Source organism: Ruegeria sp. Ofav3-42 (assembly GCF_022347725.1).
In the GTDB taxonomy this organism is placed as follows: Bacteria; Pseudomonadota; Alphaproteobacteria; order Rhodobacterales; family Rhodobacteraceae; genus Ruegeria.
Map to the genome: position 1 here is coordinate 12,253 of NZ_JAKRGB010000007.1, position 24,504 is coordinate 36,756.

Genomic DNA, 24,504 nt, shown 5'->3' on the forward strand with positions numbered 1-24,504 from the left:
GCGCTGCGTGACGGTTTGATGATACGTGTTCGCGAGGGGTTGAACCTTTCCGCGCATTCGGGAAAGTTGGGCCATGGAATACACACCTTTCCCAAGTTGGCCCGATGTCGCCCCTCGTTTGATTGCTGTTGCCGCTGGTCGCGAACCTGCGGACATGGTGATCCGTGGCGGAATCTGGGTAAACGTTCACAGCCGCGAATGCCTGCCTGATCATGACATTGCCATAGCGAATGGGCGCGTGGCCTTTGTCGGCCCGGATGCGTCGCATTGCGTGGGGCCCGACACGCAGATCATCGAAGCGGCCGGCCGTTATATGATCCCTGGTCTGTGCGACGCGCATATGCATATCGAATCAGGGATGCTGACACCCGCTGAGTTTGCGCGTGCCGTTATTCCGCATGGCACCACCAGCATGTTCGCCGACCCGCATGAAATCGCCAATGTGCTGGGTCTCGATGGCGTACGCATGATGCATGACGAAGCAATGATGCAGCCGGTGAACATCTTCACGCAGATGCCATCCTGTGCGCCGTCGGCGCCCGGGCTGGAAACCACCGGATACGAAATCACACCTGAGGACGTGGCCGAAGCCATGAACTGGCCCGGAATCATCGGACTGGGTGAGATGATGAATTTCCCGGGTGTTATCAACGGCGACCCCAAGATGCTGGCCGAAATCGCCGCAACGCAACGCGCGGGTAAAACCGTTGGCGGTCACTACGCTTCCCCTGATTTAGGGCCTGATTTTGCGGCTTATGTGGCCGGAGGTCCGGCGGACGATCACGAAGGCACCTGCGAGGCCGATGCCATTGCGCGCGTTCGTCAGGGCATGCGGTCGATGATGCGGCTGGGTTCGGCCTGGTTTGATGTGGAAAGCCAGATCACGGCGGTCACCGAGAAAGGCCTGGACCCGAGGAACTTCATCCTGTGCACCGATGACTGCCACTCGGGCACATTGGTCAATGACGGGCATATGAACCGCGTCGTTCGGCACGCCATTGCCTGCGGATGTGATCCTCTGGTCGCGCTGCAGATGGCAACGATCAACACCGCGACTCATTTTGGACTGGAGCGTGAAATCGGGTCAATCACACCGGGGCGACGTGCGGATGTCATCCTCAGCTCGGACCTGAAGGAACTGCCCATCGAAACCGTGATCGCACGCGGCCAAATCGTGGCCGAGCATGGTGAGATCACCGTGGACTGCCCACACTACAACTGGCCGGATTCGGCGCGGAACACTGTTCATCTGGGGCACGCTTTGACCGCGACCGATTTCGAAATCGAAGCGCCAACCGGCGCCAACCGGGTGCAGGCCAATGTGATCGGAGTGGTTGAAAACCAAGCCCCAACCAAAGCCTTGAAAGCCGAACTTCCAATCATTGAAGGGTTGGTCGAAGGCGAAGGCGATGTCTGCCAGATCGCACTGGTCGAACGACACCGGGCCACGGGCGGCGTGACCAATGCCTTTGTCTCGGGATTTGGATATCAGGGCAAAATGGCCATGGCCTCGACCGTTGCGCATGACAGCCATCACATGATTGTCGTCGGTACCGACCGCGAGCAAATGGCACTGGCCGCCAACCGATTGGCCGAAGTCGGCGGCGGCATCACCATCTTCCGCGATGGGCAAGAACTGGCACTTGTCGAATTGCCCATCGCGGGCCTGATGTCAGACAGCCCTGCCTCCCAAGTGGCTGCCAAAGCCGAAGACATGGTCGTGGCGATGGAAGCCTGCGGTTGCACGCTTAACAACGCATATATGCAGCACTCACTGCTGGCGCTGGTTGTTATTCCCGAATTGCGGATCTCAGACCTGGGCCTGGTGGACGTGCGCACCTTTGAAAAAATCGATCTTCTGGAACCACTTGCATGACAATAATAAAAACACCCGACGCACCAAAACCCGAGCAATTCACCGATCCCAAGGCCGCCGTGGCCCGTCTGGAAGAACTATACGAACAAGCGACACGTTTTCTGTGCGACAGCTTTGCCGAAGCGATGAAGCAAGGCGCACTAACAGCCCGATACAGAGCCTATTACCCGGAAATTCGCATAAGAACGTCGTCCTATGCCCATGTCGATAGCCGGTTGAGTTTCGGTCACGTCTCGGAACCGGGCATTCACGCAACGACGGTCACCCGACCCGACTTGTTTCGGTATTACCTGACCCAGCAGATCGCATTGCTGATCAAGAACCACGATCAACCGGTGACGATTGGTGCATCAGAAACACCGATTCCGGTTCATTTCGCGGTGGCCAACAACCCCGATCTGCACGTCCCGCAACAGGGCGCAGCCGGGTTCACATTGCGCGACGTTTTTGACGTGCCCGACCTGACCACCACCAATGATGACATCGTGAACGGAGTGTACGACCCCGAGGCCGAGGTCGGCCCGCTGGCTCTGTTCACAGCGCAGCGTGTGGATTACTCACTGGCCCGGCTGGCGCATTACACTGCGACGGACCCCAGCCATTTCCAGAACCACGTCCTGTTCACGAACTACCAGTTCTACGTGTCCGAATTCGAAAATTACGCGCGCGAACAACTGGCCGATCCCGAAAGCGGCTACACCAGCTTTGTCTCGACCGGCAATGTCGAGATCACCGATCCCAAGGCCGAGCTTATCCAGCCGTTGAAACTGCCGCAGATGCCGACCTACCACCTGAAACGGGCGGACGGGTCGGGGATCACGCTGGTCAATATCGGCGTCGGTCCATCAAACGCCAAAACGGCGACCGATCACATCGCGGTATTGCGACCCCATGCCTGGCTGATGGTCGGCCACTGCGCTGGCCTGCGCAATACACAGGCACTTGGCGATTTCGTACTGGCCCACGCCTATCTGCGCGAGGACAAGGTGCTGGACGATGATTTGCCGGTCTGGGTCCCGATCCCACCACTGGCCGAAGTTCAGGTCGCGCTGGAAAGCGCTGTCGCCGAAGTGACGGAACTGGAAGGGTATGAGCTCAAACGCATCATGCGTACAGGCACCGTCGCCTCAGTCGATAACCGAAACTGGGAGCTGCGTGATCAATCCGGCCCGGTACAGCGGCTTAGCCAATCCCGCGCGATTGCGCTGGATATGGAAAGCGCCACCATCGCTGCAAATGGCTATCGCTTCCGCGTTCCCTACGGCACATTGCTGTGCGTTTCGGACAAGCCCTTGCACGGCGAATTAAAGTTGCCCGGCATGGCTTCTGCGTTTTATACCACGCAGGTGAGCCGCCATCTGGCCATCGGAATTCGGGCGATGGAGCATCTGAGAGGCATGCCGCTGGAGCGTCTACACAGCCGGAAATTGCGTTCATTCGACGAAACGGCCTTTCTCTGACGCAAAAAAGCAACGTTTTCCCCATATTTTTAGGGTTTTCGGCGCTACTATTCGTTGTGTTCGCCCACAATATCCCGTTACAGTTACGCGGTGAGGCCCTATGTTTCGGGCACGTTAAGGAGACCAAGAAATGGCAAAGCCTATGACAAAGACTCAGCTGGTGGCTGCTCTCGCTGAGGAAATGGGAACGGACAAAAAAGCCGCGAACGCTGCGCTTGAGGCCATGACCGGCCTGATCACACGCGAAGTTTCGGCTGGTGGCGCAGTGACCCTGCCCGGCGTTGGTAAAATCTACTGCCGCGAACGCCCCGAGCGCATGGTGCGCAACCCCGCCACAGGCGAGCAGTTCAAGAAAGAAGCGGACAAAGTGGTCAAAATGACCATTGCGAAAGCTCTGAAGGACAGCGTGAACGGCTGATTTCAGCTTTCACTGCGATATGATCAAGGGCCGCCGTTTGGGGGCCCTTTTTCATTTCCGCATCTAGACACCGATCTTTCGTAATTCCTTACTTCAGGCCCTACTTTCTGTTTCGGCGGCCCGAAATCACTGCTTCGGTGTGTATGCCGGATTGTAAATCGAATACACTCTGACATAGGTGAACTTGTTGTTAGGGCTTACGTCGTAAAACGCACACATCATTAGGCGGAATTTTGTACCCGCTTTGTAAGGAACTCCGTTCCACTCAACGTCCTCTCTGCACAGGAAGTCTATCGGTGCTTCTGACGCCACTGTAGTTTCGTTTGCCAGGTAGTGCGTGTGGGCAAGAATAACCTCTTGCATCTTGTCGCCAACCCCGCCCCAAAATTTCAGAACTTCTTCTCGACCAATGTTTTTACGGGCCTGCGGCACATACTCAAATGTAGCATCTTGTTCGTAGTACTTATCGAAAAATTCTGGCAGAGACAGCCCGCCGACAAAAGTTGAGTTAAAGTCACTTATGTATTCTTGGTATCTGGCTTCGCTGAACATGTTCCAACCTCGTTGCAAAAATACGCTGGTGATTGCTGCCACACTGCCCTCAGCAGCGCGTTGGCTGCAGTTAGTGTAGTCCCATGACCACTTAGAATGCACGCCCCACCGTTCTAGCTTTGCCCGCTGCCTAGTTGCACGAAAGTCTCTGCGGCACCATTCTTTCTCGTCCGACGAAAAACCGACGCTACGAACACAGCCGCAGATAGAAATCGCGAGTACAAAAAAACGGGCGCTAAAAGCGCCCGTTTCTGATTCTTACCTACGACTGATCAGTGAACCGTCTCGACCTTATGGAAGTCCAGATCGCGGTCCTCGGGCATTGAATCGATGCTCAGCACCTCTTTTCGCTTGGCGATCAGGATATAGACCACGCAGGCCAGGTATAGCCCAACAACAACGGCACCGATCCACTGGATCTGCAGCCACTGGCTCTGGAACAGCAGGGTCAGGACGAACAGCAGCGCGACGTTGCCGCCCACATAGATCGCCTTGCCGAAGCGCTCGACCGTCAGGTTCAGGTTGTCGGTGTAGAGACGGATCAACGAGTCCAGCGAGTTGATCACGAAGGTTACGCCCACGATCACCATAGCAATGTTGGTGATGCCTGCGGTGCTGATGCCGTTCAGGTGATAGTAGTAGAGAACGGTGAACCAGATACCCAGCGGGATCGACGGAAAGATTAGCAGAGCAGCCAGTAGCTGCCATGTGGTCAAACCACCGACAAAGCGCGAGGTGAACTGGCCGATCATGATCGACCATGCGAACCACCAGAACAGGTAGAAGGCGTGGTAGTCGGTCAGCGGCAGTACGAACTTGTGGATATTCGCGAAATAGGCGCCAATATTGCTGCCGGTTTCGACAAATCCGGTCATTCCCATGCCCGCGGCCGCCCACATGCCGATGATCAGCGCAAGGAACAGGAAGGTCGAGCCAACCGACAGGATACGCACGTATTTCAGGTCGGTCGACGAGTACGCCGCCGCCAGAATGACCACAAACACGATGATGTAGAAGGTCGAAACAACAGATTCACCATCGCCCACTTCAGGCAGGTAGCCTGGCAGGTAGATCAGGAAAAGGCTGGCGGTGAAGGCGCAGGTGCCGATGATCACCACGTTGTTGATCAGCTTGACCAGTGGGATCTCAAAGAACTTTACGCGGGGTTCAATGACGCAGAAGTAGAATGCTGTCAGGAAGTAGAAAGCCCAAATCAGAAAGCCCCAGAACCCGAACTCGATGGCCAGCGGGTTGGCGAACGCATAGGCCGGTTCCTCGGCATAACCGCCGAATTCGGTCAGCGGGAACATGATCAGCCCCACGTCCAATCCGGAAGTGAACAGGATCGCGATGAAGGTGAACAGATGCACGGGCGTCACGCCCACACAGCGCAGGTTCCACCACTTCACGACGAAGAAAGCGACCAGGCCCAATGCCAGCAGGACGCCAAAAGACAGAATGTACTCCAGAAGCACCAACATACCTCCCTTGGTTAGTCAGAGTGCGGATCGCATAGCGTTAATTGACCAATCAATCAACAATCATGACGCCGTTGTGCCCGACAGACCTGACCTGTGATGTTTTTGACGCGTGGCGCTTGCGCGACGCAGGAATTTCGGAAACAGTCGCGGCGTTCGGGAAGGGGTCGCCATGGATCTGCGCGCCATAGCCATGGGGCTGGCATTTGCCTTTATCTGGTCATCAGCCTTTACCTCGGCGCGGATCATCGTTGCCGACGCCTCGCCTTTGTTTTCGCTGGCATTGCGGTTTCTGATTTCGGGACTTCTGGGGGTCGCGATTGCCCGCGCCATGGGCCAAAGCTGGAAGCTGACCCGCGCCCAGTGGCATGCAACCATCCTGTTCGGAATTTGCCAAAATGCCCTTTATTTGGGCCTGAATTTCTACGCGATGCAAACGGTCGAAGCGTCCGTTGCGGCCATTATTGCATCAACAATGCCATTGATCGTCGCCCTTGCCAGTTGGGCGCTGTTTCATGAAAAACTGCGGCCATTGGGTGTAGTCGGATTGCTGGCCGGATTCGCCGGCGTGGCGCTGATCATGAGCAGTCGGATCAGTGCGGGTGCCGACCTGTTCGGCGTCATGCTGTGTGGGCTGGGGGCACTTGCGCTCAGCTTTGCGACCCTCGCCGTGCGCGGGGCAACCTCGGGCGGCAATTTCATGATGGTGGTCGGGCTTCAGATGCTCGTGGGCGCGGCCGTTCTGTTTGTTGCCGCCCCCGTCTTCGAGGCCATATACATCCACCCCAACGTACCGTGGATGCTTGCCTTTGCTTACACAACGCTGTTCCCGGGACTGCTTGCGACACTGATCTGGTTCTTATTACTGAACCGAATTGGTGCGATCCGCGCTGCAACATTTCACTTTCTGAACCCGGTGTTCGGTGTCGCAATTGCAGCGCTGTTGTTGGGCGAAAAACTCAACCTCATGGATGCAGTAGGGGTGGGCATCACAACGCTGGGCATTCTGGCAGTGCAGCTGTCCCGGCAACCCGATCAACGCAGCAAAGCTTCAACCTGACGCAACAACTTGGGCGAGTCCGGTTTGACGTTGGACCCATAGGTCGCAACCACCTCGCCTGCCGGATCAATCAGGACCTTGTTGAAATTCCACTTGGGCACAAAACCCGTTTGCTGGGCGACCGCCCTGTAAAACGGATGCGCGCCGGCCCCTTTGACCGGAGTGATGTCGGTCATGGGCAGGGTCAGGCCATAGTTCATCTCGCAGAATTGCTTGACCTCTTCGGCTGATCCCAGTTCCTGATTGAACGAATCCGACGGGACGGCCAAAACCACCAAGCCCCTCTCGGCATAGATATCATGAACCTTCTGCAAACTTGCATACTGCCCTGTGAACCCGCATTGGGACGCTGTGTTGACCACCAGAACGGGCTGCCCTCGCCAGTCTTCGATAGACAATGTGCCCCCGTCGATCGAGTTAAACTCTCCGGTCAAAGGTGCAGCTTGCACCGCGCGGGCGACCAACAGCAGGGCAAATAAAAGAAGCATTCTGAACATGGCGGCACCTCCTTTATTGTGAATTACGTGCCCTTTCGGCAATCGGATCACACGCACGAGCGCGCGAGGTGGTTGAAATATGATTTTGATTTCCGCTTCGTTATGACCAAATAGAGCCCCAAGCCCAACAAAACCGGAGGAGCCATGACCCGCTACACCAAAGACCCCGAGGCCATCGCCGCTCTGTCTCCCGAAGAATACCATGTTACACAGCGCAGCGGTACCGAACGCCCCGGTACAGGCAAACTGCTGGGTAACAAGGAACCGGGGATTTATGTGGATATCGTTTCGGGCGAACCGTTGTTTGCCTCGACCCACAAATACGAATCCGGATGTGGCTGGCCCAGTTTTACCAAGCCGATCGTGCATGAACACGTCGAAGAGTTTCGTGACGCGTCTCTTGGTATGGTCCGGACCGAGGTCCGCTCGAAACATGGGGACAGCCATTTGGGGCATGTGTTCCCCGACGGCCCGCGTGAACATGGCGGGCTGCGCTATTGCATCAACTCTGCCGCCTTGCGGTTCATCCATCGCGATCAGATGGAAGCCGAAGGATATGGCGAATACCTGATCCATGTGGAGGAAATCCAATGACCGAACAACGCGCTGTTCTGGCCGGTGGCTGCTTTTGGGGCATGCAGGACCTGATCCGCAAACTGCACGGCGTTTCCCGTACTCGTGTCGGCTATACCGGTGGCGATGTGCCGAACGCGACCTATCGCAACCATGGCACTCATGCCGAAGGAATTGAGATCTGGTTTGACCCGGCACAGATCACCTATCGCGATCTGCTCGAGTTTTTCTTTCAGATCCACGACCCCACTACACTGAACCGACAGGGCAATGACCGCGGCATGAGCTACCGCTCGGCCATTTACTACGTGGACGACGCCCAGAAACAGGTGGCCGAGGACACGATTGCCGATGTGAACGCCAGTGGCATCTGGCCCGGCAAAGTCGTGACCGAGGTCGAACCCGTCGGCGATTTCTGGGACGCCGAGCCCGAGCATCAGGATTATCTGGAGCGTATCCCCAACGGATACACCTGCCACTTCCCGCGCCCGGATTGGGTTCTGCCGAAACGGTCCAGCGCAGCTGAGTGAAATATCTGGTAGCCCCGGTTGGGGCTACCCAACCGCCACCCGGGGCCGACCGCTGGCCTCAACGGTGACCTGCGCCTCGACAAACACGTCCTGTGCTTCGACGCGTGCGGTGCGGATGTCGCGGTCAACGACCACACGGATGTCTGATGCCCCCGCCTGCCGCACGGCACCCTCGGCCTGATCTCGCAGCACGGATTCCAACAGCGCCAAGGCCTTGTCGGATTCGCTGAAATCCTGTGGACCGTCTTCCAGATGCACCCGAAAGCGACCCTCGGACGGGGACGTCACGGTCCCGGATTTGCGCAGGGTCAGCCGACCGACCACCGCCCCGATGGCATTCGCAACACCGGCATGCTCGGGCAGGATCATCTTGCAATGCAACCGGTCCCCGACCGCGGGATAATAGCTCGGCGCAGACGCGCCCAAGCCCACGACATCCACGTTCAACGCGGCGTCCAGCGCCAGCAAACCACGATGTTTCGCTAACCCTCTTTGCGTCAGGACATGCCGGGCCAGATCAGCAGACGGGATACCAAAATCGTCAGCCTCTTCCGCAAAAGCAGTCTCTAACAAGGTCAAAGAGGTCTGCTCGGTCAATTGATCCACGATCACTTGCGCCAGCTGCTCGGGCGTGGCGGCAAGCCTGTCGCCGGTCCCAACGCGCTTGCGCGCGACCAGCTCCAGCGCTTTACGCGCGGCATCGGCATCCCATGTGTCCAGACGGCCCAGAACATGGCTGGCATCCGATGGCGTCACGCCCGAAACCTGAACGACGCCCCGGTCCACCAACCGAGACAGAGCGCCGTTTTCCATACGAGTGCGCAACAAATCACTCAGGGGCAAGACGTTTTCGCCCAACCGCTCCAACAAAGATTCTTCGCGTAATCCCAACCCTTCGGCATTGATACCCGGAACACGGCGGGCAAACCGCGTGTCATGTTCGCCAACGGTTGTTGCGCGCAATTGCATATCCAGAACAGCGTGGACGATATCTGGTGCCTCGGCAGCGATCAGAGATACTGGTAGCACCCTCCGGGGGCCGAGGAACACACCGCCGCCTAGCCCTTCGGTCACTACGTGAACTTGGCTGTCACCCCCCAATCCATGGGTCCGCATTGCCACAGCCTCGACCATGGTTCGGAACCCGCCAACCTGCGCGCCGGCAGGATCAATCGCGGGTTTTCCAGCCCGAATTAGCGCGACATCGGTTGTTGTGCCGCCAATATCCGACACCAGCGCGTTCTCGACCCCTGTCAGCCAGCTTGCGCCAACGATCGAGGCCGCAGGCCCACTGAGGATGGTTTCAATCGGGCGCTCGCGCGCCTGTTCCGCGCTCATCAAAGCGCCGTCGCCGCGCACAACCATCATCGGCGCGGTGATGCCCAAGGTAAAAAGCTGATCCTGCGCGCGCCCAATCAGACGATCTATCATCCCGATCAATCGCGCATTCAGAACGGCCGTTACCGCACGCTTTGGACCATTCAACTTGGCTGAAAGCTGGTGTGAACAGGTAACCGGAGCGCCGGTTTTCTCACCAATGATACGAGCGGCCTCCAATTCATGCGCCGGGTTCCGTGTAGCGAATTGCGCGGCAACCGCAAAACCGGAAACGTCTTTATGTGATTCCAGGAAAGCCGCGAGCGCTGCGGCGTCCAGCGGTGCCGCCTCACCTCCGGCATGGCTATGCCCGCCACCGATCACCAACGCCGGGTCGCCCTTCAGCGCGTCCCGTAGCCCGTGCTTTTCCAGATCGGTGTCCTTGAACCCGATATACACCAGTGCAACGCGGCCGCCCTGCCCTTCGACCAGTGCATTGGTCGCCAGCGTGGTCGACAAAGACGCCATCGAGATCTGATCGGGTCCCACCTGCGCCTGATCCAACACCGCCGAGATCGCCTTGCCGACGCCGATAGCCAGATCGGCCCGCGTGGTCAAGGACTTGGCCGAGGCGATCACCTCTTTCTCGTCCCGGATCAGCACCGCATCCGTGTAGGTTCCACCCGTATCCACCCCCAAAGCCAACGCCATCGGGATCTCCTTCCTGTTCGCTGAGCACGGGTGTAGCGGTTTGGACCGACACGTCCAGCCTGTTTGCGGCACTTATGGCAATCGTTTCACCGCCCAGCGCGCCGCATCAGCCACCGTCGGGTCGGGATCATTGGTCAGCGACTGCGCCACGGGCTTCAGATCGGGCCGCTGTGCGTTGCCGATGGCGTACAGCACGTTGCGCACAAACCGGTCCCGGCCGATCCGCTTGATGGGCGAGCCCGAAAACTTCGCCCGAAACGCTGCATCATCCAACACCGCCAGTTCCGCCAAGGCAGGCGCCTTCAGATCATCGCGGGCGGCATAGCGTATATCGCTCGCAGCAACGGCAAACTTGTTCCACGGGCACGCGGCCAGACAATCGTCACATCCATAGATCCGGTTTCCCAGCTTCGGGCGCAGCTCTTCGTCCACGGGTCCTTTGTGCTCGATCGTCAGATAGGAAATGCAGCGCCGCGCATCCAACTGATACGGCGCGGGAAAAGCGTCTGTTGGACACGCATCCAGACAGGCCCGACACTTCCCGCAATGATCCGTTTCCGCCATATCGGCGGGCAGATCCAAAGTGGTGAAAACAGACCCTATAAAGGCCCAATTTCCCCAATCGCGACTGACCAGATTGGTGTGCTTCCCCTGCCACCCCAAACCCGCAGCATGACCCAATGCCTTTTCCGGAACGGGCGCGGTATCGACAAAAACCTTCACTTCTCCACCCGCTTCGGCAATCAACCAGCGGGCCAGGCGTTTCAGCCGCTTCTTGACCAGATCGTGGTAATCTTTGTTCTGCGCATAGACGGATATCGCCGCCTTGTCGGGATGTCGCAGAACTTCGGTCGGATCATGCTCGGGCGTATAGCTTTCGGCCAGCATGATCACAGACCGGGCCTCGGGCCACAGCGCCGCCGGATCGCCACGCCAGTGGGTCCGTTCGGCCATCCACGCCATTTGCCCGTGGTGTCCTGCTTCCAGAAACGCCTCTAACCGAGGCGGTACTTCGGGTACGTCCCATGGGCGACACACCCGGCAGGAAACGAATCCTTCGCCCAGCGCCTGTACCACCAGTTTTTCCTTTAAACCCGATCCGTTCTTCATCTGGCCCAAAATACCTTCGGGGGTGAATTGGCCCAAGGGGCCAAGAGGGGGCAGACAGCCCCCTCAACACCCTATCAGAAATCCAGATCGGCGTAATGGGGCGGAGGCCGGAACCCCGGCACCTGATCTGCGAGGATCGACCGGAACGCGGGCCGCGACTTGATCTTTGCGTACCAGTCCTTGACCGCCTGAGAGCGGTTCCAATCCACGTCCGAGATATAATCCAGCGCCGACAAATGCGCAGCAGCCGCAAAATCCGCGAGCGACATCTGATCCCCGGCCAACCAACGGCGATGATCCAGCAACCATGCCATGTAGTCCAGATGATACTTGATCGCCTTTGCCCCGGCTTTGACATTTTTGCTGTCCGGGTAGCCCTGCCCGGTCACTTTCTTGTTCACCCGCTCATACAGAAGTTTCGAGGTTACCTCGTGATGGAACTTGTCATCGAACCACCCTACCAGACGCCGCACTTCGTACCTTGCTTCGGGTGATTTTGGCATCAGCGGGGGCTCGGGCCGCGTTTCCTCGATGTATTCACAAATAGCCGCGCTCTCTGCCATGACCTGCCCGTCCAGCCGCAGAACCGGTACTTTTCCGGCCGGGTTGCGGCGCAGGAAATCGGGGTCCTGTTCCCAGTATCGTTCCTCGACCAGCTCAACTTCGATCTTTTTTTCCGCCAGCGACAGGCGCACCTTGCGGCAGTACGGGGACAGGGGAACGTGAAACAGACGCGCCATGGGCTTCCAATCGGAACAGTGAATACCCCCCAGCTTTAGCCTTGAGGGGCCTGGGGTTTCAATCCTCGAAACAATCCGCGCGACCATCTGCGCGGATGGTGGCCGCTCCGTCCAGAATGGCTGCCGCCCGGCGGCGGGTACGCACCGAGGGGTCCGTGACCGATCTGTTACGCGGAGACGGCAGGATTGCCGCCAGCCGCGCCGCTTGCACCGGAGATATATTGGCCGCGCTGACACCGTAATAGCGCTGTGCCGCGGCCTCGACCCCGAACACCCCCTGACCGGTTTCGGCAACGTTCAGATAGACCTCGAGGATTCGCTGCTTGCTCCAGAAAATTTCGACCACAGGCGTGATCGATGTCTCGAGCGCTTTTCGTATCCAACTACGCCCCTGCCACAGGAACACGTTCTTCACCACCTGCTGGGTTATGGTCGAAGCGCCCCGATTGCCTCCGTCTTCCAGTGCATCACGGATTGCTTCGACATCGAACCCCCAGTGCAGACAGAAATTCGCATCCTCAGCCGCCACAACAGATCGCGCCATGATCGGAGAAATCTCTTCGATCGGCATCCAATCCCGCTCAACCTTGCCCAGACGGCGCCACTCGGACCAGATCGTATGGGTCACCGGCGGATTGATCACCGAATAGAGTAAGATCAGACCAACGACAAAAACCACGGCACCCAAAGCCACGCGAACCGCCCAGAGGCGCAGCCGCGGGACAAGTGATTTCCTAGTTTTTGACGCCTTGCTTTTTTTACTGCTCGACTTGCGCGCTGCTTTTTTTGCCATGCTGTTGCTATACGACGCGGCGATCGGGTTTGGAACGGATTAAATCACGATTGCCCGCGCCTCGCGCGGACGCACAACCGGCCGGGCGGTTTCCGGCAAAGTAGGACGACGGCGACCCAGTTCCGGGAACAGGCGCAGAACCTCGGCCTGAACATCCTTGTCCGCCTGCGAAATTGCGTGACCCGGATAGTAGCTTTCGCTTTTCGCCCCATTGGCCGTAACGATCTCATGCTTCGAGAACAGCAGGTGAATATATTCGACCTGTCCGCCTTCCACGCGGGTGACGGTGTCGCCGTTGACCAGGCAATGGGCTGCGATCAACACCTCGGAATGGCCAAACAGGAAGGGGGCACGCCAATCTTCGACCAACATCCTGTGTTGCGGCGAAACCACCAGAGGGCGGCTTAGCCCCAAAACCCCGGCGTCGAACCTGATGGGGGCCAGCTTGCCCGTCGCCTCAACCGTCGTGCGGCCGATCCAAAGCAGGGGCCGGGGGCCGTTATCAGCTGTCAAAACCTGATCTCCGGGTTTCAGGTCCTCGACAGCGCGGGGGCCATCGGGGGTGTCGATCAGTGTTCCGGGCGTAAAACAAGGCGGGCCGAGATCGCCATTACCGATATCGACCGAACCGAAGGAATCCCCGGAATCGCTGACATCCGTGAAGGACGAGCTGACGAACGTTCCATTCTGCAGCACCTGGTCCCCATCGGGCGTAAAGACCCTGCGCCCGTCGGCCAGATAGAATGTGACCCCGGAATAGGTCACCTGGGTCCCGTTACTAAGTTCGATCGTCACCATGTCGTTGAAGAAAGTCGATGTGATGTCAGACCCATCGACCGAGTCGTCATTCAGCCTGTTGATCAGGCCATCATCGTTCTGATCCACGATATCCAAAGACTGGACCGTCAGCGGTGTCCCAACAACCGTGCCGTTGTTGCCGGGGTTCGCCGGATCCAGCTCAAAGAACTGATCTTTATAGGTCGTAGGCATGCGCCTGCTCCTGCCTGCTCATCACGCTGGGGTGCAGTTTGGCTGCAAATCCCGAAAAATTTATGGCATTAGCTGGGCGCGAATTGCGTAATAACGCAATAAACTAGCGGAATTTGCCAAAAAATAGATGAAACCCGCGTGTTTCTGGTAACACGCGGGTTTCTTTGATCAGAGGTCGCCGGACCGATTATTCCGCCGGGACAGCGGCCGCCTCCGCGGTCAGAGGGTGGCTGAGCTTGTTCAGCATCTCTTTCGGGCAGACCTGCAGGAAATTGGCTTTTTCGACATCCCAATGCTGCAGGATGTCGGCGGCCTTGCGGCTGTAGGTTTCAGCCTGATGCGTTTCGATCAGGGATTTCAGCTGCTCTTCCCAATGGTCCACAGACACTGGGCAGGTCACCAGGGTTTCCATGTTCATCAGCGCTTCGGCCTTGCCTTCGGGGTCGTACAGATAGGCCATACCGCCCGTCATACCCGCGCCAAAGTTCGCGCCGATATCCCCAAGGATGACCGCAACACCGCCGGTCATGTATTCGCACCCGTTCGAACCGCAGCCCTCGATCACCACAGTGGCGCCCGAGTTCCGCACCGCGAACCGTTCGCCAGCGCGGCCGGCGGCGAACAGGTGGCCGTCGGTTGCGCCGTAAAGGACGGTGTTGCCGATAATGGTATTCTCATCCGCTTTCAGCGGGCTGACCTGCGGCGGGCGCACGACGATCATACCGCCCGACAGCCCCTTGCCGACGTAATCGTTCGCATCCCCCGACACTTCCAGTTTCAGACCCGGAGCCGCAAAGGCCCCCAGCGACTGACCGGCCGAGCCTTGCAGTTTCACATGCAGGTGGTCCGGCTGGAACGTGTTCCTCATGCCAAAGTTCTGCACGATATGGCTGGAGACACGGGTGCCCACAGTCCGATGCGTATTTTGGATCGCGTAAGACAGCTGCATCTTTTCGCCGTCTTTCAGGAACCGCGCCGCATCGCGCACGATTTCGGCATCCAGCGTATCCGGCACCGCATTCCGATCCTTGTCACGGTTGTAGACGATGTCATGCGCACCATCGACCGTGATCAGCAGCGGGTTGAGGTCCAGATCGTCCAGATGTGCCGAACCACGGCTGACCTGAGCCAGCAGATCTGCCCGGCCGATGATTTCATCAATCGACCGCGCACCCAGGCTGGCAAGCAGTTCACGCACTTCCTGCGCATAGAAAGTGATCAGGTTCACCACCTTGTCCGCATTGCCGGTGAACTTGGCGCGCAGGGATTCGTCCTGTGTACAAACACCAACCGGGCAAGTGTTGGACTGGCACTGACGCACCATGATGCAACCCATCGCGATCAGGGCGGCGGTGCCGATGCCGTATTCCTCGGCCCCCATCATCGCCGCCATGACAATGTCACGACCGGTCCGCAGCCCACCATCAGTCCGCAGAGTGATGCGATCCCGCAGGTTGTTCATCGCCAGAACCTGATGCGCCTCGGTCAGACCCATCTCCCACGGCAGGCCAGCGTATTTGATGCTGGTTGCGGGAGACGCGCCCGTGCCACCATTATGGCCCGAGATCAGGATCACATCCGCCTTTGCCTTGGCGACACCAGCGGCAATCGTGCCAACGCCAGAAGACGCGACCAGTTTTACCGTCACCTTGCAGCGCGGGTTGATCTGCTTCAGGTCATAGATCAGCTGCGCCAGATCCTCGATCGAGTAGATATCGTGATGCGGTGGCGGCGAGATCAGGGTCACACCCTTGGTCGAGTGCCGCAGGCGCGCAATCAGGTCGGTGACCTTCATGCCCGGCAGCTGACCGCCTTCACCGGGTTTCGCGCCCTGGGCTACCTTGATCTCCAGCTCTTCACACTGGTTCAGGTATTCGGCGGTCACACCGAACCGGCCCGAGGCCACCTGCTTGATCTTGGCGGACGGGTTGTCTCCGTTTGGTTCCGGCACAAAGTGCGCGGGGTCTTCACCGCCCTCGCCCGAATCCGATTTCGCGCCGATCCGGTTCATCGCCACGTTCAGCGTCTTATGCGCCTCGGGGCTCAGCGCACCCAGCGACATGCCCGGCGTGACAAATCTTTTGCGGATCGAGGTGATCGACTCGACCTCTTCGATCGGGACCGGCTTGCCCAGCGGTTTGAAATCCATCAGGTCGCGCAGATGGATCGGCGGGTTCGACTGCATCTTAGCCGAATACTGCTTCCACAGCTCGTACGAGGCGCGGTTGCAGGCCATCTGCATCATATGCATCGAGGTCGCTTCCCACGCGTGGGTCTCACCCGATTTGCGCGCCTTGTAGAAACCACCAATGGGCAGCACATCCAGACCGCTATCCCAGCCTTTGGCGTGGATTTCTTCAAGCTTGGTCTGAATACCGGTCACACCGATACCCGAAATCCGGCTGGTCATGCCCGGGAAGTATTCCGCGACCATTGCCCGGCTAAGGCCCACGGCCTCAAAGTTCAGACCGCCGCGATAGGACGAGATCACCGAAATGCCCATCTTGGCCATGATCTTCAGCAGGCCCTGGTCAATCGCCTCGCGATAACGGGCAACGTTTTCGGTCAACGTGCCGTCCAGCAGGCCGCGATTAATGCGGTCGGCAAGCGAGTCTTCAGCCAGATAGGCGTTCACCACGGTCGCACCGCATCCGATCAATACCGCAAAGTAATGCGGATCGACACATTCAGCCGACCGCACGTTCAGCGAGCAGAAGGTCCGAAGGCCCTGACGCGTCAGATGCGAGTGTACTGCGCTGGTTGCCAGGATCATCGGCATCGCAACCCGGCCTTCGCCCGAGTGCATGTCCGTCAGCACCAGATGCCCCGCGCCCGAGCGCACAGCCTCTTCTGCTTCGGCTCTAACACGGGCCAAGGCGGCGCTTAGTGCGCCTTGACCGGGTTCGAAACTACAGTCGATCTCCGCCAGCGGCGCATCAAAGGTTTCGACCAGCTTGTCCCATTGCGCATTACCGACGAAGGGACTTTCCAGAACCACGATCTCGGTCTGGCTGCTGTCTTCATCCAGCACGTTCTTGAGGTTTGCGAACCGCGTTTTCAGCGACATCACGCGATATTCACGCAAAGAGTCGATCGGCGGGTTGGTCACCTGGCTGAAATTCTGTCGGAAGAAATGGCTGAGCGGTCGATATTGTTTGGACAGAACCGCCGAGGGCGTGTCGTCGCCCATCGAGGCCAGAGCCTCTTTTCCGTCTTCTGCCATCGGGGCGAGGATCTGCTCCAGTTCTTCGACCGAATAGCCCGCCGCAATCTGACGTTTGCGCAGCTCTTCGCCCGAGAACATCGGCTTTTCAGTTACGCCCGCCAGCGCTTCGTCCAGATCGTTGATCTTGCCGACCCACTCACCAAACGGCAGTGCAGCAGCCAATTTGTCCTTGATCTGCGTGTCGCGGAACAGCTTGCCCTTCTTCATGTCGACGGCCAGCATCTGGCCCGGCCCAAGCGCGCCTTTCTCGGTCACGGTGGCCTCATCAATCGGCACCATCCCGGCCTCGGAACCCGCAATGACCAGACCGTCACCTGTCACCACATACCGCATCGGGCGCAGACCATTCCGGTCCAAACCGGCGCAGACCCAGCGACCATCGGTCATCGCCAAAGCGGCGGGGCCGTCCCACGGCTCCATCACTGAGTTGCAGTAGGAATACATGTCACGCCAGGCCTGCGGCAGTTCCACCGCCTGCTTGGACCAGCTTTCCGGCACCAGCATGGTTTTCGCCATCGGAGCGGAGCGGCCGGCCCGCACCAGAACTTCAAAAACCGAGTCCAACGCGGCCGAATCCGATGATCCGCCTGCGATGATCGGCTTGATGTCTTCGGCGTAGTCGCCAAAGGTGCCGCTCGCCATGCGGATCTCATGGCTTTTCATCCAGTTGATATTGCCCTTCAGCGTGTTGATCTCGCCGTTATGGGCCAACATGCGGAACGGCTGAGCCAGCCACCACTGCGGGAACGTGTTGGTCGAATACCGCTGGTGATAGATCGCAAACGCCGATTCAAAGCGTTCATCCATCAGGTCGGGGTAGAAGACGGCGACTTGTTCGGCCAGCATCATACCTTTGTAGATGATCGATCGGCAGGACAGCGAAGCCAGGTACAGACCGGAAATGCCCGCCGCGGCGGCGGCTTTTTCGATGCGGCGGCGAATGACATAAAGTTCGCGCTCAAAAGTCTCTTCATCCACGCCCTTGGAGTTCGAGATCAGGATCTGTTCAATCTCGGGGCGGGTCGCGTTGGCCTTTTCACCCAGACAGGTCACATCGACCGGTACGTGGCGCCAACCATAGATGTAATAGCCCATCCGCAAGACTTCGGTTTCCACGATGGTCCGGCATTGTTCCTGCGCGCCGAAATCGGTGCGGGGCAAAAAGACCTGACCAACAGCGATCAGCTCATCCAGGTTGGGCTCATGGCCCGTACGGCGGATCTGGTCATAGAAGAACGGCACCGGGATCTGGACGTGGATACCCGCTCCGTCACCGGTCTTGCCATCAGCGTCGACAGCGCCACGGTGCCAGATCGCCTTCAGAGCATCGATACCGGCATCGACAACCTTGCGGCTTTTCTTACCGTCAATAGAAACGACAAGCCCCACACCACAAGAGGAATGCTCTTCTTCCTCGGAATAGAGACCGTTTTCCGCCATCCATTGGCGTTTGGCCTCTTCGGCCCGCACCCAATCGGCATCATATTTGGTCATTGGCTGTCTCCTTCTTCGGATGGGGCATACATGGCTTCGACCTGCGTCTTGGTCATCTGGTTCCGTTCGCCTTCGAACGCATAGCCCCCGGGCTTTTTGTCGATATAGAGTTCAAGTTTCAGATCGTTTCCGGCTGCGTCTTCAAACAGGCCGGCCGCCATTTGTGTCTGGCCGTGCATCTCGCCCGGCAGCGTGATCCGATACCAAAGCGCCGAACCGCAGACCTCGCAAAAGGCGCGTTCGGCCCAGTCGGACGAGGTAAAAGTCTTCACCGGTCCCAAGGCGGCATAGCCGGGCTGCGCCGGAAATGTCACCAGCATCGAGCTGGTCCAGCGGCGGCATTGGTCGCAATGGCACGCTCCCAGTGCATCCCGCGCCGGCGTTGCGGTCACCGTCACCGCGCCGCACATGCATTGGCCTTGCAATTCGGTCATTTCTGACGCTCCTGTCGCTGGGCTGATGGTTACTCGGCCGCCACGGCGGCCTTGCTATTGAAACGGTCAATGATCGCGTCGGCGCAATCACGTCCGTCGCGGATTGCCCAGACCACCAGCGATGCACCGCGCACGATGTCACCAATGGCGTAAACGCTGTCCATCTCGGTTTCGCCGGTCTGGAACGCGGCCTTGACGGTGCCCCAACGTGTCACGGGCAGATCGGGTTGGCCAAATAGCGTCGGCAGGTCCTCGGGCTCGAAGCCCAGCGCCTTGATGACCAGATCCGCGTCTTCGACGTAATCCGCGCCTTCAATCACTTCCGGTGCCTGACGGCCTGTCGCGTCGGGCTGACCCAAACGCATTTTCTGAACCATCACGCCAGATACGGTGTCGTCTCCGGTAAAGCCCTTGGGCGCGCTCAGCCATTCGAAGATCACGCCTTCTTCCTCGGCGTTCTGGGTTTCGCGTTGCGAGCCCGGCATGTTCGCGCGGTCGCGGCGGTACAGGCATTTGACCGAGGTTGCGCCCTGACGGATCGACGTCCGCACGCAGTCCATTGCGGTATCACCACCGCCGATGACGACAACTTTTTTGCCTTCTGCATTCAGACGACCGTTGTCGAAATCCCCGACGTCGTCGCCAAAGCTCTTGCGGTTCGAGGCGGTCAGGAAATCGATGGCTTTCTCAATCCCGTTCAGACCGCTGCCGGGCATGGTCAAATCGCGAGACTTGTAGACACCGGTCGCAATGATCACGGCGTCATGCTTGGCACGGATTTCGTCGAATTTGGCCGCATCGACGTCACAGTTCAACACAAACTCGACTCCGCCATCTGCCAGCAGATCGTTGCGGCGTTGGACGATGTCCTTTTCCAGTTTGAAACCCGGAATGCCATACATCAGCAGGCCACCAGCGCGGTCGTAACGGTCATAAACGGTGACTTGGATACCGGCACGGCGCAGCATGTCAGCAGCCGCCAGTCCTCCGGGACCACCGCCGATGATACCGACGCTTTCGCTACGCTCTGACCCCGGGGCCGTTGGCTTGACCCAGCCTTTGTCCCACGCGGTATCGGTGATGTATTTCTCGATTGTGCCGATGGTAACCGTGCCGTGACCCGATTGCTCAATCACGCAGTTACCTTCGCACAGACGGTCCTGCGGGCAGATGCGGCCACAGATCTCGGGGAAAGTGTTGGTGGCCTGACTCGTCTGATAGGCCTCTTCCAGCCGCCCGGTCGCCGTCAGGCGCAACCAGTCGGGGATGTTGTTGTGCAACGGACAATGAGACTGACAGTAGGGAACGCCACACTGGCTGCACCGGCTAGCCTGTTCCTTGGCCTTCTCAGCTGCGAATTCGGCATAGATTTCGTCAAAATCTTCTTTGCGATCTTCTGCAGCACGCTTTTCGGGCATGACACGGTCGATCTGCACAAATTTCAGCATCGGTTGCTTGGCCACGGGTCAAACTCCATGAATTGGCTTGGTCGGGTCTCTTTACGAGATGCGAATTCAGATGAAAAGTCAACCGTACTGACCTAATTTGGAAAAAATCTCCGAACTTTTGAAGCGCGCTGGAATTTATTGCGTTTTTTAGTTCCGATTCGGACCTATATGCACGCTTTTCTTTTCGACAACACACTTATACCCATTGAACCCAAACAAGACGTAACGATTACGCGGCAGGGCAGATGAGTCTTTTTCAATTGATTCTCGCGGCAATTATTCAGGGTATCACCGAATTTTTGCCGATTTCTTCGTCTGGACATCTGATCCTTTTGCCCAGCCTAACCGGACTTGATGATCAGGGGCTGGCCATAGACGTGGCCGTGCATGTGGGCACGTTGGGTGCCGTGATCCTGTATTTCTGGTCGGACGTAAAGCAAGCCATCGCGGGCCTGCCCCGAGCATTGACAGGCCGGGTTGACACGCCCCAGGCGCAGCTGGCCATGGGGTTGATCATCGCTACAATCCCCACGGTCATCGCCGGAGCCATTCTGTACAAAACCGGGCTGATCGAGTCATTTCGGTCGATGGCGGTCATCGGTTGGACAATGCTGGGGTTCGGCCTTGTGTTGTATTGGATGGATCAGAAAGGCCCCCAAACCAAAGAAGCCAGCGACTGGGGCATGCGCGACGCGCTGATCATGGGGCTGTGGCAGGTTCTGGCGCTGATACCGGGGACTTCCCGATCAGGCATCACGATCACCGGTGCCCGACAACTGGGCTACACGCGCGAAGATGGCGCACGGATTGCGATGCTGATGTCGATCCCGACCATTCTGGCCTCCGGCGTCTTGCTGTCGGTCGACGTGATCCGCGAAGCAGACGCCCAACTGGCCCGCGACGGAGCTATCGCGGCTTTCTTTGCCTTTATCTCGGCCCTGCTGGCTTTGACCTTGATGATGCGCCTTCTGCGCAGCGTTAGCTTCACGCCTTATGTCATATACCGCGTGATCCTTGGCGCCATCTTGTTGGTGATTGCCTATAGCTGATCAGGTGCGCAGGTTGTCGGCCGAGTTCTGGATGTCGTCGTACTGACCCGAAGGGCGGAATTTCCAAAGGTAGTCCGGCAGCACTGATTCCAGCGTCGCAGGTTCGATCCCAAGATCAGCAAACCCTTTGGCCCCGTCGGACACCACATTGTCGCGACGCAGGTTCTTCAGCTGATCGCGCGTCAGAATGTGGTTCGGGAATAATTGGAAGCTGACGAATTTCAGGATATCCAGCACGCCCGCCATGATACGGGCCACAATGAATGGGATTTTGACGATAACACGGCGGCGATGAATTACCTCAAGCATCTGCTGCATCAAGGCGCGGAAGGTTTTCACCTCTGGGCCGCCCAGTTCGTACACACCGGGACCTGCCTGTCCAAGAACACCCTGAACTGCAGCCTTGGCCACGTCATCCACAAATACCGGCTGGAACTTCGTCTCTGCCCCCACTAAAGGCAGGAATGGCCCCATCCGGGTCATCCCGGCAAAGCGGTTAAAAAACTGATCCTCGGTTCCGAAAATGACGGACGGCCGCAGGATGATTGCGTCTGGCATATGGGCCAGCACTCCGGCCTCTCCATGCGCTTTGGTTCGCGAATACATGCTGTTGGACTCGGCGTCTGCTCCGATGGCTGAAATATGTACCATCCGGAAAATGCTCTGTTCTGCAGCTAGGCGCGCGATCCGCTCGGCCCCGTCAGCCTGCACCGCGTCGAATTCATTTTTGCCCAGTTCGTTCAGCACACCCACGCAGTTCACGACCGCGTCAGCCCCGTGCATTGCCGCTGCGACCGAAGCATCGTCACGAATGTTGCAGAGAATGGGCTCAACCTGGCCAACGACACCGTAGGTTTTGACGAACATTGCCTCATTTGGTCGCCGAACCGCGACCCTGACGCGCCATCCTTCGCTCGCCAAACGCCGCGCAATGTACCTTCCGACAAATCCGGATCCGCCATAAATCGTGACCATTTTGGACATGAGTGGGCTCCTGCTGATGGGTCCTGATCCGATCTACCGCCCTGCGGCTTGCCAAACAAGGCGCAATAACGCCGCGCGTCAGCGAAAAGACCAGTCAATTCAAACAGAATCTAGGTGGGTTGAAAAAACTTTCAAAAAACTTCCCGAATCTGGTTGACCCTCCCTGCCAGTAGGCTTAAACGCCGCTCCACGACACCTGCCCAGGTGGCGGAATTGGTAGACGCGCTAGCTTCAGGTGCTAGTGTCCGTATGGACGTGGAGGTTCGAGTCCTCTCCTGGGCACCAAATCCCTTATACTCGAATAATTGTACCCGGTGATCGCAATGATTGCGTTCATGTTCACCGGTATTGGCCGGGTTCGGGCCGGACAGGGCTAGTCCGGCCATTCATTCAGGTGACCGGTTGTTCCGAAACTACCTCGCCGAACCGGGTGAAGAACTTGCCCGAAAGCTTTTTGGCGGTGCCCGCGATCAGGCGACTGCCCAGTTGGGCGATCTTACCGCCCACGTCGACCTTGGCGGTATATGCCAACACGGTTTCGTCGCCATCCTCGGTCAGCGTCACGTCTGCACCGCCCTTGGCGAATCCGGCGGCACCCCCTTTTCCTTCGCCCGACAGCGAAAAACCGTCGGGCGCATTGGAGTTGTCCAACGTGACTGCACCCGCAAAACGTGCTTTGACCGGGCCGATTTTCAGAACCACCTTGGCTTCTAGCTCTTCGGGAGAGTTTTGGATCAGTTCTTCACAACCCGGAATGCACTCTTGCAGGATTTCAGGGTTGTTCAGCGCCTGATACACCACGTCCCGCGGCGCAGCGATGCGGACTTCGTCACTCAGTTCCATTCATATTTCCTTTGTTCAACAACATCTTGGGTAAACCAAAAGCGCGGTTTCCGTCGCCTCTTGTGGAGTTTGTTCGGGACGCGCGGGCCACAGGGACCGCAAGCGCTTAAGCACGTTTCTCATCATGGGACTCGCTCTTCGATTTGTCACTGTTTCGCCAAAGCACAATTTCGGCGAGGATCGAGACGGCGATTTCATGCGGGTCGATCGCATGGATATCCAACCCTGCCGGCGATTTAAGCTGGGCCGCCCGCACCGGATCCAGGCCTTGAGTGATCAGTTTCGCCGTCAGCGTCTCAGCCTTGCGGCAGCTGGCGACCATCGAAACATGGGCGGCATCCGTTTGCAGCGCCGCAGCCAGAGCTGCCGCATCCCTATGTCCCTGCGAAGCGACAACGACAAAATCCCGCGCTTCGATCCCCAGATCCCCAATGGTTTCAGGCGTGAAACGCTGGAAGTCACCACTTATCTCAGCCTCTTCACTCAGACAAACACGGAACCCGGCCAACGCCGCATGTGCCGCCAGAGCCGTCGCGATCGGTGATTCTCCAAAAATCACCAGACGCGGAGCTTGCTGGTAGGGTTCCACGAGCAGATCGACCGTACCACCAGACGGGCAACCGCTTTTGAACGTCTGAATGCCGTCAGGGTCGGGCATGTTCACCACCTTTTCCGAAGGTTTGACCCGGATCATCTGCGGCTCGCCACTGGACAGAGCCTGCTGGGCCGAGGCCTTCACCGCACGTTGAACGCAGCCCCCGCCCAGGTGCCCCAGGATCTGTCCATCTTTTGTGATCGCGGCCTTGCCTCCAGCTTTGGCCGAAGTTGCATCTGCGGTGCGCAACACGGTGGCCACGCAGAAGGCTTCGTCGGTTTGGCGCAGCTGCTCTATTGTGTCGAATATGTCGAAACTGGCCATGA

The 24,504-nt window shown here is 58.3% G+C and carries 21 protein-coding genes and 1 tRNA gene; 8 read left to right on the forward strand and 14 right to left on the reverse strand.

Features of this window, described 5'->3' with window-relative positions; all coding sequences use genetic code 11:
* Positions 1-73: 73 nt before the first annotated feature.
* The 3 genes from ade (at position 74) to MHN28_RS11745 (ending at position 3,754) form a co-directional block, all read left to right on the forward strand.
* A complete protein-coding gene (ade, locus tag MHN28_RS11735; RefSeq protein ID WP_239339305.1) occupies positions 74-1,876 on the forward strand; it encodes an adenine deaminase in 1,803 nt (600 codons plus the stop codon).
* Entirely contained in the window at positions 1,873-3,336 is a 1,464-nt protein-coding gene (locus MHN28_RS11740) for an AMP nucleosidase (protein ID WP_239339307.1), read from the forward strand. The genes ade and MHN28_RS11740 overlap by 4 nt, the downstream gene beginning before the upstream one ends.
* Before the next feature lie 130 nt (positions 3,337-3,466).
* On the forward strand, positions 3,467-3,754 hold the full coding sequence (locus tag MHN28_RS11745) for an HU family DNA-binding protein (protein WP_039533371.1): 288 nt from the start codon (positions 3,467-3,469) through the stop codon (positions 3,752-3,754).
* A gap of 126 nt (positions 3,755-3,880) precedes the next feature.
* On the opposite strand, the gene MHN28_RS11750 is transcribed toward MHN28_RS11745, so the two are convergent.
* Together MHN28_RS11750 and MHN28_RS11755 are read right to left on the reverse strand one after the other, a co-directional pair.
* Positions 3,881-4,348, reverse strand: coding sequence for a nuclear transport factor 2 family protein (locus MHN28_RS11750; protein WP_239339309.1), 468 nt, complete (start codon positions 4,346-4,348; stop codon positions 3,881-3,883).
* 230 nt (positions 4,349-4,578) lie between these two features.
* Entirely contained in the window at positions 4,579-5,775 is a 1,197-nt protein-coding gene (locus tag MHN28_RS11755; RefSeq protein ID WP_239340337.1) for a BCCT family transporter, read from the reverse strand.
* Between the two features lie 181 nt (positions 5,776-5,956).
* On the opposite strand from MHN28_RS11755, the gene MHN28_RS11760 reads away from it, so the two are divergent.
* Entirely contained in the window at positions 5,957-6,844 is an 888-nt protein-coding gene (locus MHN28_RS11760) for a DMT family transporter (protein ID WP_239339311.1), read from the forward strand.
* Here the strand turns inward: MHN28_RS11760 and MHN28_RS11765 are convergent.
* The gene (locus MHN28_RS11765; protein WP_239339313.1) at positions 6,820-7,341 is read right to left on the reverse strand and encodes a glutathione peroxidase; all 522 of its coding nucleotides are present in this window, start codon (positions 7,339-7,341) and stop codon (positions 6,820-6,822) included. The genes MHN28_RS11760 and MHN28_RS11765 overlap by 25 nt on opposite strands.
* 144 nt (positions 7,342-7,485) lie before the next feature.
* Between MHN28_RS11765 and msrB the strand changes: the two genes are divergently transcribed.
* Both msrB and msrA read left to right on the forward strand, forming a co-directional pair.
* The gene (msrB, locus tag MHN28_RS11770) at positions 7,486-7,935 is read left to right on the forward strand and encodes a peptide-methionine (R)-S-oxide reductase MsrB (protein ID WP_239339315.1); all 450 of its coding nucleotides are present in this window, start codon (positions 7,486-7,488) and stop codon (positions 7,933-7,935) included.
* A complete protein-coding gene (gene msrA, locus MHN28_RS11775; RefSeq protein WP_239339318.1) occupies positions 7,932-8,444 on the forward strand; it encodes a peptide-methionine (S)-S-oxide reductase MsrA in 513 nt (170 codons plus the stop codon). The genes msrB and msrA overlap by 4 nt, the downstream gene beginning before the upstream one ends.
* Positions 8,445-8,468: 24 nt before the next feature.
* Here the strand turns inward: msrA and MHN28_RS11780 are convergent, their stop codons facing one another.
* The 8 genes from MHN28_RS11780 to MHN28_RS11815 form a co-directional block, all read right to left on the reverse strand.
* On the reverse strand, positions 8,469-10,472 hold the full coding sequence (locus tag MHN28_RS11780) for a hydantoinase/oxoprolinase family protein (RefSeq protein ID WP_239339320.1): 2,004 nt from the start codon (positions 10,470-10,472) through the stop codon (positions 8,469-8,471).
* 72 nt (positions 10,473-10,544) lie between these two features.
* On the reverse strand, positions 10,545-11,582 hold the full coding sequence (gene queG / locus MHN28_RS11785) for a tRNA epoxyqueuosine(34) reductase QueG (protein WP_239339322.1): 1,038 nt from the start codon (positions 11,580-11,582) through the stop codon (positions 10,545-10,547).
* A gap of 74 nt (positions 11,583-11,656) precedes the next feature.
* Positions 11,657-12,322 (reverse strand): glutathione S-transferase family protein, encoded by a 666-nt coding sequence (locus tag MHN28_RS11790; RefSeq protein WP_239339325.1) that lies wholly within the window; start codon positions 12,320-12,322, stop codon positions 11,657-11,659.
* A gap of 58 nt (positions 12,323-12,380) precedes the next feature.
* Positions 12,381-13,115 carry a monofunctional biosynthetic peptidoglycan transglycosylase gene (gene mtgA / locus MHN28_RS11795; protein WP_239339328.1) on the reverse strand — a complete coding sequence of 245 codons (735 nt, stop codon included), beginning with the start codon at positions 13,113-13,115 and terminating at the stop codon, positions 12,381-12,383.
* A gap of 39 nt (positions 13,116-13,154) precedes the next feature.
* The gene (locus MHN28_RS11800; RefSeq protein ID WP_239339331.1) at positions 13,155-14,105 is read right to left on the reverse strand and encodes a Hint domain-containing protein; all 951 of its coding nucleotides are present in this window, start codon (positions 14,103-14,105) and stop codon (positions 13,155-13,157) included.
* A 187-nt stretch (positions 14,106-14,292) separates the two neighbouring features.
* Complete coding sequence (gene gltB, locus MHN28_RS11805) at positions 14,293-18,825, reverse strand: glutamate synthase large subunit (protein WP_239339333.1); 4,533 nt, start codon at positions 18,823-18,825, stop codon at positions 14,293-14,295.
* Entirely contained in the window at positions 18,822-19,259 is a 438-nt protein-coding gene (locus MHN28_RS11810) for a GFA family protein (protein ID WP_239339344.1), read from the reverse strand. Before MHN28_RS11810 ends, gltB begins: the two co-directional genes overlap by 4 nt.
* Positions 19,260-19,288: 29 nt before the next feature.
* Positions 19,289-20,722 (reverse strand): NAD(P)-dependent oxidoreductase, encoded by a 1,434-nt coding sequence (locus MHN28_RS11815; RefSeq protein WP_239339346.1) that lies wholly within the window; start codon positions 20,720-20,722, stop codon positions 19,289-19,291.
* Positions 20,723-20,952: 230 nt separating this feature from the next.
* Here MHN28_RS11815 and MHN28_RS11820 point away from each other — a divergent pair, with 230 nt between their 5' ends.
* Positions 20,953-21,756: an undecaprenyl-diphosphate phosphatase gene (locus tag MHN28_RS11820; protein ID WP_239339348.1), complete on the forward strand. Its 804-nt coding sequence runs from the start codon at positions 20,953-20,955 to the stop codon at positions 21,754-21,756.
* Here the strand turns inward: MHN28_RS11820 and MHN28_RS11825 are convergent, their stop codons facing one another.
* Positions 21,757-22,740 carry a complex I NDUFA9 subunit family protein gene (locus tag MHN28_RS11825; RefSeq protein WP_239339349.1) on the reverse strand — a complete coding sequence of 328 codons (984 nt, stop codon included), beginning with the start codon at positions 22,738-22,740 and terminating at the stop codon, positions 21,757-21,759. It abuts the gene before it with no gap.
* Positions 22,741-22,938: 198 nt separating this feature from the next.
* Between MHN28_RS11825 and MHN28_RS11830 the strand changes: the two genes are divergently transcribed.
* Positions 22,939-23,025 (forward strand) — tRNA-Leu (locus MHN28_RS11830).
* 105 nt (positions 23,026-23,130) lie between these two features.
* On the opposite strand, the gene MHN28_RS11835 is transcribed toward MHN28_RS11830, so the two are convergent.
* Positions 23,131-23,583 (reverse strand): carbon monoxide dehydrogenase subunit G, encoded by a 453-nt coding sequence (locus tag MHN28_RS11835; RefSeq protein WP_239339351.1) that lies wholly within the window; start codon positions 23,581-23,583, stop codon positions 23,131-23,133.
* A gap of 106 nt (positions 23,584-23,689) precedes the next feature.
* On the reverse strand, positions 23,690-24,502 hold the full coding sequence (locus MHN28_RS11840) for an XdhC family protein (protein ID WP_239339353.1): 813 nt from the start codon (positions 24,500-24,502) through the stop codon (positions 23,690-23,692).
* Between the last annotated feature and the right edge of the window lie 2 nt (positions 24,503-24,504).